Here is an 11,305-nt window from a genome sequence, read left to right on the forward strand (position 1 = left end):
CGACTTGTAGACCCAAAAAATACCAATATGAGGCAGCTTAGTTTTCATCTTGTATATCTCCAACATGTTGACGTCACTCAACTGTCTTGGCAGAGATTTACAACCCTTTAATTATTCAACATTTACTGCTGAAGTGAGCGCTATTCGCTTGCATGACATATCGTAGTAATAAACGGAAAGCTAACTTCTTATCTTTACTCGAATAGGTAACGTTAATATAGATTAACGTTACCTGTCTCAATCAATGTTCCGAGATCGATGAAATAATTAGAAACAGCATAAAAGTGTTATTCAATTGATACTAGGGAAGATGCAAATAAGTTCCTAACGTGAGATCATGTCTGCATGTTAAGTTACATTCTCTACTGCTCGTGAGCCAACAGTTAATTATTGCCAGTAGTCAGCTAAAGCAAGCGCTGATAGCCCTATAAAGAGGTTTTCCTATCACGGATAGACAACTTATTACCGTGCTCACAATTGATAGAAGTGATTGAACTTTTTTATCCTAAAGCTGATATTAATCGCCTTATTCATATGCAGAAAAATAAGTGAAGCAGAGAGTATCTATAACCGCGGGGCGAGAGTCACTTATCGACCATCGCTTGAGTGGCACTTAAGTTGAAATCGCTGAAGTTAGTTTGTGCCTCAACGATTTAAACAGAATATCTGATTTCTCTTTCAAGTTACCGATGAATTTATATTTATCGGGTGTGTTTATTTATATAGCTCCTCAAGCCTCCTCAATTTTTTTGTATTTCTGGTTAGCCCCCGTTATAACGTTAATGGAACTGGACAAAAGGGAAGTATTGGGGCGGCTACTTAAAGCGTTCAAGTTCTACCGCAATATCTGAATTATGGAGTTAGAGACGCGCCCAAAAATTTGCATGGTTGTAGGCTATCTCTCTCATCATGACTATTTCCTAAATTCTGCCGATGAACGGGTTATTCTAATCACAAATCAGCCTCAACTGTTTACCAATTCGCGAAAATCAATTATTATCCATATTGGTTATGTTTAATGCTTAAGAAATGTTTAAATCCATATCAAAACTAGTATTAGTGTTTACAGTGCTATCTGCCCTCGTCGTGCAAGCGATGGCTGTAGATACTATGAGTTTTGAAATGGCTATTGATAACAAACATTACAATAGTAATTCTGAATCGAATTGCTCTACGAACATGAGCCATGGTATGAGAGTAGATTCTAGCAGTTCCGAAAACGCTAGTATTAAAGATTGTTGCAACACTTCGGAATGCACATGCCCACCAGGTGGTTGTACTCATGCTCCCGTCCTTATAGCTTCCATGATGATTGTTCAACACCCAGTGGTGCCGGACGCTTCATTTGGCTTGTTCTTCCAACAGCCAGTTTCAGTAACTTCCTCACTTTTTCGCCCACCGATATTTGCCTAACACAGGGTCAGTGCGTCCAAATCTCACGCACAATTTGTTTCAGTTCCTATTTATTATCTAGGTGCTAGTGTACCTATATGTGCCAGCTTTGTCTGGAGGCAAAAATGTTAAAAAAAATCACCTATCAAGCTGCGGTATTACTGCTAATTCTACCTAGCGTTGCCATGGCAAATATCCACCATGGCGCAAACGACGCCTTTGAATTATTGGTCTATAAATCACCATCGTGTGGATGCTGTAAAAAGTGGATAACTCATCTAGAAAGCCAAGGGTTTCAACTACGTACAAAGGACTTTCATAACTTGAGCGACATCAAGAACGAATACGGAATTTCGCCAAATCTTCGCTCTTGCCATACCGCTGTTACAGAAAGTGGCTTTGTATTTGAAGGCCATGTCCCTTCTAAGTTTATAAAACGATTCTTGTTAGAAGAACATCCAAAGGCTATCGGGTTATCTGTTCCAGCTATGCCAGTAGGTTCACCCGGAATGGAAGTAGCAGAGCAGTTTATGCCTTATACCGTTTTCATTATATATCAAGATGGGAGCTACGAACCTTACGCGAAAGTAGAAAGCTACGAAAGTCAATTCGATTGAAGTCAAAGTTAAACAAATAAATGCGCACTTTTGACAATCAAAGCAATTTTAATTTTTAAAAACCAAAGATAGAGGTAATCATGAAAGCACTTGTTAAATCATTTGCAATATTTAGTGTACTGCTAAGCAGCGTGGCATTAGCACATGAGGCTATAGAAATTAAATCTAGCACACCAAGCAAAAATGCAATGCTGATGGAGGCCCCAATGGAACTATCAGTCAGCTTTACCAAGGGAGTTAGATTAATAAAAGTAGTTTTAAAAGATAGTGAAGGTGCAAAAGTTGATTTTGGCTTTGAACCTCCGAAAGAGGTTGCAACGGATTATTCTTGGACCTTACCTAAATTACGTCCAGGTTCATACAATGTTGAGTTCATCATGCTTGGCTCCGATGGGCACAAGATGAAAGATAGTTTTGGATTTATGGTGCACTAAAAAGGGGATTCAGCTGTGGAAATGTATATCTGGAACACTGTAATTGTAGTGACAAAGCTAATGTTTTATTTAGGTTTCGCGGCCACAGCTGGATATACATTTTTCTGGCGAGATATTAACGACAGTAGGACAAGTTATACAACGCCATCTTATAGCGCTGTATGGGTAAAGGTTTGTGTCTTTGTTGCGTTTATTTCTAATGCAGTGTGGTTTATCGCGAACACTGGAGCGATGGTAGAAGAGGGAATTCAAGGCGCACTTGACCCCTTTATGCTTAAGATAATGTTGAGTTCTCCTATCGGTGAAGTCACCTTGTATCGTGCGGGGGGGTTAGCCGTAGCTTTAATAACTATCTACTTATTGAAATTTAAACCTCTTAAACCTTTCCTAAGGTTAAAGTCTTGCTTACTTGTGCTGTGTCTATTCACTCTCTCGTACACATTTACTTTAACCGGCCACGTTTCTGAATTAGGAAGTATTGCTCGAATACTACTTATGGTTCACGTATTTGTTATGGCTTGGTGGTTTGGTGCATTGATTCCGTTAAAGCTCTCCTGCCATTACCAGAGCTACGAAAAGCTTTATAAATTAATGGATAGGTTTGGTACGCAGGCGGCCGTATTGGTTACCTTATTATTATCTGCAGGCATTTGGCTAGCTATTCAATTGGTAGGTAGTTTTGAAGGGTTATTTAGCTCCATATATGGGCAAACTCTTCTTGTTAAAATGTTCCTTGTAACTAGCATTCTAGCTATTGCTATACGGCACAAACTGAAATTAGTCCCAAAACTTAAAAGTGGCTCGGGAAGCGAAGCACTCTCAAAATCCATTTCATTAGAGTTAACAATAGCAGTTGCTATTTTAATCATTACTTCTGGGCTTACGAGTATTGTAGGTCCCGAAAGATAAAACTTAGAAGAGAAATTCAAATGAAAATTAAATTATTAGTCTTACTATTTATCATGCCCGTAATCATGAGTTTTGCTGCTAGTGCCCATGAAAAAGAACATCATGAGAAAGGTATGTTTAGTGGGTTAGATACGCCTGCAGCTAAAATAGTTATTGCATTCCATCACGCGCTTAATACGGGAGACAAAATCACTGCGAAGAGCCTACTGGCGGATGATGTGACTATTTATGAAGGAGGCGGAGTTGAGAGGAGCGCAGATGAATATGCTCAACATCATATGAATTCAGATATGGAATATCTATCGTCAGTGACAAATAAAGCGTTGGAGCATCAAGTCAAAGTTCTGGGCAACACAGCAATCTCCGCATCGCGGTTTCTGGTCAATGGGATGTTTAAGGGGGAAGAGAGAGACTACCAAAGTATGGAAACAATTGTCTTAATCAACACCGAAGGAGAGTGGAAAATCAAACATATTCATTGGTCAAATTGATTCGATTAACTACCCGAGAGAGCTCGTATGAAAAAATTTTTAATCATAATCATTTCGTCTTTGTTATCTTTTTTCACTTTCGCTCATGATAACAATGCAACTGATAAAGATCAGATAAAAGACATTATAAAGCAAATTGAATATGGCTGGGAGAATGGAGACGGTGCCCCCTTTAAAAAGCACTTTTTCGACTTTAAAGGCGCAAGATACTTTGAATCTGGCGGACAGAATGTAGGGTTAAGTGACTTGATAGAGCATCATGTTGAACCAGAAAAGGATGCCTTAGTTTTCTTAAGTTTAGATTTTTCTAACATTCAAACTCATGTAGAAGATGATTTTGCTTGGACACTCGTTGATACAACCGTTCAAGGAAAGGTTAGGAAGTCTGGAGAAACTTTCAACAAAACGGGGTTTCAAACCTTTCTTTTTAAAAAAGTTAACGGTGAGTGGCTGATAGTTCACACGCATTCCTCTAGTAGAAATCGTGCAAAAGACTAGCGAAATAAATGTATTGAAAGCTACTTTGGTAATATCAACGGTAGCTTTCCAGTTTGCTCAATATCAGAACCATCTCGGCTATCCTATTGTCAAAATGCCTTACACTTCATATTGGCACGAACTAAGCTTCCCGCCAGCCAATGAACCCTTGGTATTCGTTTTTGCACAGATTTTTAATCAACATCGAATCCTTAAACACTTGTCCTCCCAACCTACATTTTGTTCCACATACGCTATTCTCAAAAGGTGCAGAGAAATATGAAAATCGTTTATTTTGGAAACGACTTATTCTCGAATTGTTTGTTACTTCTAATTAAAAATAGATTGAACATTGAACGCGTTTTTATAAACGATGTTCAGGAAAATGCGAGCTTCATCAAACGAATTTGTCGTAAATACAATATTGTTTATTCCACTGAAAAACCAAGTATCGTGACTCTTAAAGGATATTTAAATGACGAACAGACAGTCTTTGTTGTAGCCGATTACGGATACAAAGTACCCACAAACGAAATAAAATATGCGATTAATATCCACCCATCTTTACTACCCAAAAGTAGAGGCCCAACCCCACTCACCTACATTATCGACAACCCTGAGAACGCGGGTGTTAGCATTCATAAACTCACTGAGAAACTTGATGCAGGTAGCATCCTAATCCAAGAGAAATTTGAGGTCGAAAACAATGAAACGATTTCATCATTGATGGTCAAGTCTCAGTTACTCGCAGAAACTCTGTTAGAAGAATTACTTAATAACTTTAATGAGCTTTATAATAACGCCACACCTCAATTGGAAAAGCTAGCGTCATTCCAAAGTCTACCTCCAGTAAAAAGAAGGTTTGTAAATTGGGATCAAAACACCGCTCAATTTAGTCATGCCCTTCGACAGTATGGGCACTTTGGGATTCTTATTTCGTTAGATAACGCGTTATATATCGCAAATGATGTCGAAGTCACAACTTTCAGTCACGATTTCACGTGCGGTAGCATAATCTTTGAGGATGCACTGATTAAAAGCATTGCTATAAATGATGGCTATGTTGTACTTTCTAAGCGTAGTTTAAGGCTATATGAATCAAGAGTACTAAACTAGTTGATTACGGCTTTAATGTTTAAAGGTGCTAAGCACTTTTTTGTGTTGTGTTGATCTACGTCAAAGTAAGAATAACGGAATACCGCTACTATTCCCTTACTCACTGATGGAGTTTATTGTGTCAGGCATTTATAAGTGGTTTAAATTAGTACTAATAGCTGCGCTGCTTTCACAGCACGGCTTTGCTATGACGAACCCAATTAAATGTGATGGTCACGACACATCAGAATCTCATATGTCCTCAAATGATTCCTTATCAAGCGTAGAACATACTACTTTAAATAATCACACACTTCATTCAGAAAAGAACCAGGATGTACAGCACTGCGAAGGAAATGATCAATCGATATGCGCGTGCTGTATAGGTGCTTACTGTGCAACTTCTTTAACCCAATTTTGTATACTTTCAAATATTGAAATTCTGATAAGTGAAAACATTAAGCAAAGCTCATTTTCAGATATAAATATTACCCCTTTAATTGGTATACACTCTCCTCCCTTCCACCCTCCGATTAAGAGCTACACATAAACTCAGTGAGGCTTTTCTCTAAGTTTTCTTTACTAATCAATTGCAATCAAAGAATGTCTTAGACGATCAACTGCTTAATTAATATACATTAAGACACTGTTTGCTATCAGTAAACGAACAGCAAGTATTATCCGCCTCACTTACAAACGCATTACATCTTAGAACCGAAAGTTTCACGAGTTACATGCCTATTGACTCGCGTCCCACAAACAGGTTTAGCCTTTAGGTATAAGTAAAATTTTAGGTTAAAGACATCGGAACAACTATGAAAGTAAGAGAGATCGCAAGCGCCTTGGCTACAACGCCAGATACTGTTCGCTATTACACGCGCTTGCAGTTAATAACGCCGGCAAAATCTGACAATGGTTATAAATTCTATTCAACGAAAGATGCTTCCAGGTTGCGGTTTATATTAAGTGCAAGGCATTTAGGTTTTTCAGTTGAAGATATCAAGCAAATTCTCAGAGAAGCAGATAATGGAAAGACCGCTTGTCCCCTAGTTAGAACCTTAATTGCAAGAAGGCTAGCAGAAACAGAAAGACAATTTAAGGCAATGTTGTTACTCAGGCAAAATATGATGCTGGCAGTAAGGAAATGGGGAGCAATGGGTGACAAAGCCCCATCCTCACACGTGGTCTGTCATTTAATAGAAGAGTTTGAACACACCGTCCTGGAGGAAAACATAAATGACAGAACTTAATGCAGGTGTTTCTTCAGAAAAATTGTTGTCCGTCAAAAAACAAGTCTTCTAAAAATAGGAAAAAAGGAGAGCACTATGAGTGCAGAAGTAACACAGCGACAATTAGTGATAGAAGGCGCCGGATGTGCCAGTTGCGTTGGAAAAATAGAAGCTGCCTTGAAGCAGACGCCGGGAGTGCAGAATGCCGAAATGAACTTTGCAGACAGAACAGTACTTGTATCGGGTACAGCGGATTCTCAATTATTGGTTCAAGCAGTAGAGTCCGTTGGTTACAACGCAAAGCCTTTCGAAGATAAGCCTGACACTGATGTAGTCGATGAAAAAGAAGCAGCGGATAGGACCTATTACAAAAAGCTGATGCGAGATACTTTCATTGCGCTTTCGCTAGGTATCCCTCTAATGACTTATAGCATTGTTGTCGACGAAATGACGGTCGAGACTAATGTCGAGAGGTTGTTGTGGCTAGCAGTTGGCCTACTGACGCTGGGTGTAATGTTCTTTTCCGGCCGGCATTTTTACATCGGTGCGTGGAAGAGCTTTAAAAATCATTCTGCCAATATGGATACACTCATTGCACTTGGTACAGGCACAGCATGGTTCTATTCGATGTTGGTAGTGTTGGTACCTGAAGCAGTGCCGTTAATGGCAAGGCACGTTTATTTTGAAGCTACAGCTATGATCATTGGTCTAATTGATCTGGGGCTTGCCTTAGAACTAAAAGCCCGCGGAAAAACCTCAGAAGCAATCAAACGTTTAATTGGATTACAAGCGAAAACAGCCACGGTTATTCGCGACAATAAAGAGGTCCAGGTCGCTATCGAGCAAGTGCTTTTTAACGATGTCATCAAAGTCAGGCCTGGAGAAAAAGTGCCTGTTGATGGTGTGGTTGTTGAAGGCCATACGTCAATCGACGAGTCAATGCTAACCGGGGAACCGATGCCAGTTGAAAAATCACATGACGATGAAGTCGTTGCTGGAACTCTCAACAAGTCAGGAATGTTTCTATTTAAAGCAACTCGAGTAGGTAAAGACACGGCACTGGCGCAAATCATTGCAATGGTTAAACGCGCACAAAATTCAAAGCCGCCTATTGGGCGCTTGGCCGACGTGATATCCGCTTACTTTGTTCCTGTGGTCATGATTATATCTGTGCTCAGTGCGCTAGCATGGCTGAACTTTGGGCCTGAGCCCGCACTGGCATTTGCCATAGTTTCGGCCACCACTGTATTGATCATTGCTTGTCCATGTGCATTGGGCCTAGCCACGCCGATGTCAGTTATGGTGGGGGTTGGAAAGGCTGCTGAAGCCGGCGTGCTAATTCGCAACGGCGAAGCGCTACAAACGGCATCAAAAATCAGTGTGATGATACTGGATAAAACCGGAACGATTACGGAAGGTACACCCAAGGTCACTGACATAATTTTAGCCAATTTCAGTGATGAAAAGACAGTGCTGCAATTGGCAGCTAGTCTGGAAAATGGTTCAGAGCACCCATTAGCAATGGCGATAGTAGAAAGTGCCCACGACCAGGGCATTGAGCTGCTGAAAACCGAAGAGTTTAATGCGATTACCGGTATGGGGGTTGAAGGCCGTTGTGAAGGAAAGGCCTTATTGTTTGGTAACAGCAAGCTTATGGCTTCAAAAGGGGTGGGCATAGGTAATTATTCAGAGAAAGCACAAACACTGGCCAAAGACGCCAAAACTCCCATGTATTTCGCTGTAGATGGACAACTTGCTGCCATCATAGCGGTTGCCGACCCGATAAAACCTGACTCTGTTTCTGCCATCAAGCGTCTTCAGGCTAATGATATCCGGGTCATCATGTTAACGGGGGACAACAAAGAAACTGCTGCTGCAGTGGCAAAGAAAGCGGCAATAAGCGAGTTTTTTGCTGAAGTATTGCCCGAAGATAAGGCCAACAAAGTACATGAATTACAGCAGCAGAGAGAAGTAGTGGGTATGACTGGTGATGGAATTAACGATGCTCCGGCTCTTGCCTTGGCTGATGTTGGCTTTGCCATTGGTACAGGAACGGACGTTGCCATTGAAAGCGCCGATATCACCCTGATGCGCGGCTCGTTGCATGGTCTGGCCGATGCTATAGCGGTTAGTAAAGCCACCTTGCGCAACATTAAGCAAAACTTGTTTGGAGCCTTTATCTACAACGTAGCAGGTATACCTTTTGCGGCGGGCGTGCTCTATCCATTTTTCGGAGTATTGCTAAGCCCAGTTATCGCCGGAGCCGCCATGGCATTTTCTTCGTTAACAGTGGTATCAAATGCGAACCGGCTTCGCCTATTCAAGGCAAAGGACCACTAAGGAGTTTTCTTATGATGATAATTAATATTGTGGGACTTACGGGTATTGCACTGATTATTTGGTGGTTTTGGTTATACAAGCCTGATCAGACAGTTACTGAAAGTAACGAAATACTCATAGAAGTAAAAAATGGCGTGTACTCACCAGCGTCTATTCAGGTAAACGCAAACCAATCTGTTACGTTGAAGTTTTTGCGCAAAGATGAGTCTCCCTGTTCCGAAGTACTGCTAATTCCTTCATTAGATATCAGTGAGCAGCTAACGCTTAATGAGGTAACACCAATTCACCTCGAAAACGTCCCACAGGGCGAACATACTTTTCACTGCCAGATGCAGATGTATCGCGGTGTTCTTACGGTGGTATAGGAGGAGTCATGAAAAACAGTCACCCCAGATTTTGGTCAACACCTACAGGGTGGGCAGCATTAGCGATGATCGCTGCCGTTACTTATTTTTTAATTTTCGAACATGGTCATCATGTCCTTCAGTTTCTTCCCTATTTGATTTTATTGCTGTGCCCATTCATGCATATATTCATGCACAGTAGCCACGGTAAACACGGACACGCCCACGAACATTCTCGCGACAGTGACAATAAGCAGAAAAGTTTTCAGGAATTGAGTGATAACAACGCGGCTTATCGTGATGGATACATTCAGGGGTTGGAGGAAGGCCGAAAGGAGTCACTTAAAAAGGACAACCAAGATGAATGATACATATGATTATGGCTTATGGTCAATGGTGATACTGAACTCAGCTATTTTTATCTTTTTTGCATTCAGTTTTGTAAAGCCAAAATCTTCCACCGACTGGCGAAGTTTGGGGGTATTTTCTGCGTTTATTGTAGCCCTGTTTACCGAAATGTATGGCTTCCCACTGACTATTTATTTCTTGTCAGGATGGCTTGCTGAAACCTATCCGGAAGTAAACTTTTTTGCGCACGAAAACGGACATCTGTTGCATACTTTCTTTGGTTTTAAAGGCGACGCCCACTGGGACCCATTTCATATCGCCAGTATGGTATTTATTGTTGCAGGATTCTTTATCTTGTCCTCAGCATGGAATGTGCTGCACCACGCTCAGAAGAACCATCACTTAGCTAAGACTGGATGGTATGCGCGGTGTCGCCACCCTCAATATTTAGCCTTCATACTGATCATGTTCGGTTTTTTGTTGCAATGGCCGACCATTCCCACACTGGTCATGTTTCCAGTTTTAGTTGTTGTGTATGTGAAACTGGCAAAGCGTGAAGAAGCTCTGGCTATTGCTGAATTTGGCGATGAGTATGTGAGCTATATCAACACGACACCTGGCTGGATCCCAAACCTCAACTTTAAATTAAAAGGTGAAAGCCATGAAAAAATTCACTAAATCAATCATTTTTTCAACCACATTAGTAATGGCTGCAACATCGCAAGCTCAACAAATGGAAGAGCATGAGCATAAGGGCTCAGACAAGCCAGAGATTCAAACGGGAATGCCTATGCGTGGCCAAGATATGCATATGATGAATGCAAAAATAAAGTCGATGAAGGAAGAAGTTAACGCTATCAAAGAAGAAAAGAATCCCAGCAAGCAGCGTGAAATGATGAAAAAACACATGCAATCCATGATGGGAATGATGCATATAATGCACGAAAAAATGGAAGGGCAACCCATGCAAAACCAAGTTGATATGGCAGAAAGGCATCTTAAGATGATGGAAGTAATGATGTCGAAAATGGATGGAAGCCATTCACCCGAATCTCAGAAACATTCAAATTAACACCCGAGGAGAAAGATATGAGTGATTTAGACCACAGAGTCGGTGTCAGAGAAGCAAATTTAGTCGTTCGGAATTTACGGCTCAGCAATGTCTATGAGGCAAATTGCGAGCCCCTAATTGAAGAGATTGACAAGCTCTTTGGCATTGATGAGGTGAGCTACAACATCAAAGAAGGGGCTATTCACCTGGCATATGATGCGACACATATCGATTTAGACGGTATTGAAGCGATCATTCGAAAACACGGCGCAGATCTTCACAATGACTGGTGGACACACACAAAAGAAGGTTATTACCAGTTTGTAGATCAAAATATAAAAGACAATGCGACGCACAAACCGTGGAGTTGCCACCACTTGCCGCAGGGCGCTCACAGGAAGCGTACATAACCTTAATGTGCTCTACGTTCTCACTCAACAACAATGCTGAGCGATGTCGTTACATTATGGGGTTCTAGGGATTTTCCCCTCTAAAAAGACTTAATCCTCTGTAGACCACACCAATAAATGGCTGCGGAGGTGGGTTACTACTTATAAGTGTGGCAAATTAGGTAAATA

General features: G+C 41.0%; 14 protein-coding genes. All 14 read left to right on the top strand.

Going from position 1 to position 11,305, the window contains the following annotated elements:
• Window positions 1-1,029: 1,029 nt before the first annotated feature.
• The 14 genes from WA381_RS21040 (at window position 1,030) to WA381_RS20470 (ending at window position 11,137) form a co-directional block, all read left to right on the top strand.
• The gene (locus WA381_RS21040) at window positions 1,030-1,413 is read left to right on the top strand and encodes a CopL family metal-binding regulatory protein (RefSeq protein ID WP_145912162.1); all 384 of its coding nucleotides are present in this window, start codon (window positions 1,030-1,032) and stop codon (window positions 1,411-1,413) included.
• A 104-nt stretch (window positions 1,414-1,517) separates the two neighbouring features.
• Window positions 1,518-2,009 (top strand): DUF411 domain-containing protein, encoded by a 492-nt coding sequence (locus WA381_RS20410; protein WP_061487085.1) that lies wholly within the window; start codon window positions 1,518-1,520, stop codon window positions 2,007-2,009.
• Window positions 2,010-2,089: 80 nt separating this feature from the next.
• Window positions 2,090-2,443, top strand: coding sequence for a copper resistance CopC family protein (locus tag WA381_RS20415; protein WP_012516900.1), 354 nt, complete (start codon window positions 2,090-2,092; stop codon window positions 2,441-2,443).
• A gap of 21 nt (window positions 2,444-2,464) precedes the next feature.
• Entirely contained in the window at window positions 2,465-3,352 is an 888-nt protein-coding gene (locus WA381_RS20420; RefSeq protein WP_203565510.1) for a copper resistance D family protein, read from the top strand.
• Between the two features lie 20 nt (window positions 3,353-3,372).
• A complete protein-coding gene (locus tag WA381_RS20425) occupies window positions 3,373-3,843 on the top strand; it encodes a YybH family protein (RefSeq protein ID WP_012516902.1) in 471 nt (156 codons plus the stop codon).
• 27 nt (window positions 3,844-3,870) lie between these two features.
• Window positions 3,871-4,341: a YybH family protein gene (locus WA381_RS20430; protein ID WP_015066037.1), complete on the top strand. Its 471-nt coding sequence runs from the start codon at window positions 3,871-3,873 to the stop codon at window positions 4,339-4,341.
• Between the two features lie 258 nt (window positions 4,342-4,599).
• Window positions 4,600-5,436, top strand: coding sequence for a formyltransferase family protein (locus tag WA381_RS20435; RefSeq protein ID WP_015066038.1), 837 nt, complete (start codon window positions 4,600-4,602; stop codon window positions 5,434-5,436).
• Between the two features lie 794 nt (window positions 5,437-6,230).
• Window positions 6,231-6,665: a MerR family transcriptional regulator gene (locus WA381_RS20440; RefSeq protein WP_012516906.1), complete on the top strand. Its 435-nt coding sequence runs from the start codon at window positions 6,231-6,233 to the stop codon at window positions 6,663-6,665.
• Between the two features lie 75 nt (window positions 6,666-6,740).
• Entirely contained in the window at window positions 6,741-8,984 is a 2,244-nt protein-coding gene (locus tag WA381_RS20445) for a heavy metal translocating P-type ATPase (RefSeq protein WP_012516907.1), read from the top strand.
• A gap of 11 nt (window positions 8,985-8,995) precedes the next feature.
• Window positions 8,996-9,349, top strand: coding sequence for a cupredoxin domain-containing protein (locus WA381_RS20450; RefSeq protein WP_012516908.1), 354 nt, complete (start codon window positions 8,996-8,998; stop codon window positions 9,347-9,349).
• 8 nt (window positions 9,350-9,357) lie between these two features.
• Window positions 9,358-9,696: a DUF2933 domain-containing protein gene (locus tag WA381_RS20455; RefSeq protein WP_012516909.1), complete on the top strand. Its 339-nt coding sequence runs from the start codon at window positions 9,358-9,360 to the stop codon at window positions 9,694-9,696.
• Window positions 9,689-10,354: a methyltransferase family protein gene (locus WA381_RS20460; protein ID WP_012516910.1), complete on the top strand. Its 666-nt coding sequence runs from the start codon at window positions 9,689-9,691 to the stop codon at window positions 10,352-10,354. Before WA381_RS20455 ends, WA381_RS20460 begins: the two co-directional genes overlap by 8 nt.
• The gene (locus WA381_RS20465; RefSeq protein WP_012516911.1) at window positions 10,338-10,748 is read left to right on the top strand and encodes a hypothetical protein; all 411 of its coding nucleotides are present in this window, start codon (window positions 10,338-10,340) and stop codon (window positions 10,746-10,748) included. Before WA381_RS20460 ends, WA381_RS20465 begins: the two co-directional genes overlap by 17 nt.
• Before the next feature lie 17 nt (window positions 10,749-10,765).
• Entirely contained in the window at window positions 10,766-11,137 is a 372-nt protein-coding gene (locus tag WA381_RS20470) for a hypothetical protein (RefSeq protein ID WP_012516912.1), read from the top strand.
• The last annotated feature ends 168 nt before the right edge of the window (window positions 11,138-11,305 follow it).

This window comes from Alteromonas sp. CH_MED4-4 (genome assembly GCF_037029575.1).
Lineage (GTDB): Bacteria > Pseudomonadota > Gammaproteobacteria > Enterobacterales > Alteromonadaceae > Alteromonas > Alteromonas macleodii.

Excerpts from the sequence above, each read along its gene's own strand:
- WA381_RS21040 (WP_145912162.1), top strand. The coding sequence starts at position 1,030 with ATGTTTAAATCCATATCAAAACTAGTATTAGTGTTTACAGTGCTATCT.
- WA381_RS20430 (WP_015066037.1), top strand. The coding sequence starts at position 3,871 with ATGAAAAAATTTTTAATCATAATCATTTCGTCTTTGTTATCTTTTTTC.
- WA381_RS20420 (WP_203565510.1), top strand. The coding sequence starts at position 2,465 with ATGTATATCTGGAACACTGTAATTGTAGTGACAAAGCTAATGTTTTAT.
- WA381_RS20445 (WP_012516907.1), top strand. The coding sequence starts at position 6,741 with ATGAGTGCAGAAGTAACACAGCGACAATTAGTGATAGAAGGCGCCGGA.
- WA381_RS20425 (WP_012516902.1), top strand. The coding sequence starts at position 3,373 with ATGAAAATTAAATTATTAGTCTTACTATTTATCATGCCCGTAATCATG.
- WA381_RS20435 (WP_015066038.1), top strand. The coding sequence starts at position 4,600 with ATGAAAATCGTTTATTTTGGAAACGACTTATTCTCGAATTGTTTGTTA.
- WA381_RS20455 (WP_012516909.1), top strand. The coding sequence starts at position 9,358 with ATGAAAAACAGTCACCCCAGATTTTGGTCAACACCTACAGGGTGGGCA.
- WA381_RS20450 (WP_012516908.1), top strand. The coding sequence starts at position 8,996 with ATGATGATAATTAATATTGTGGGACTTACGGGTATTGCACTGATTATT.
- WA381_RS20415 (WP_012516900.1), top strand. The coding sequence starts at position 2,090 with ATGAAAGCACTTGTTAAATCATTTGCAATATTTAGTGTACTGCTAAGC.
- WA381_RS20465 (WP_012516911.1), top strand. The coding sequence starts at position 10,338 with ATGAAAAAATTCACTAAATCAATCATTTTTTCAACCACATTAGTAATG.
- WA381_RS20470 (WP_012516912.1), top strand. The coding sequence starts at position 10,766 with ATGAGTGATTTAGACCACAGAGTCGGTGTCAGAGAAGCAAATTTAGTC.
- WA381_RS20460 (WP_012516910.1), top strand. The coding sequence starts at position 9,689 with ATGAATGATACATATGATTATGGCTTATGGTCAATGGTGATACTGAAC.
- WA381_RS20440 (WP_012516906.1), top strand. The coding sequence starts at position 6,231 with ATGAAAGTAAGAGAGATCGCAAGCGCCTTGGCTACAACGCCAGATACT.
- WA381_RS20410 (WP_061487085.1), top strand. The coding sequence starts at position 1,518 with ATGTTAAAAAAAATCACCTATCAAGCTGCGGTATTACTGCTAATTCTA.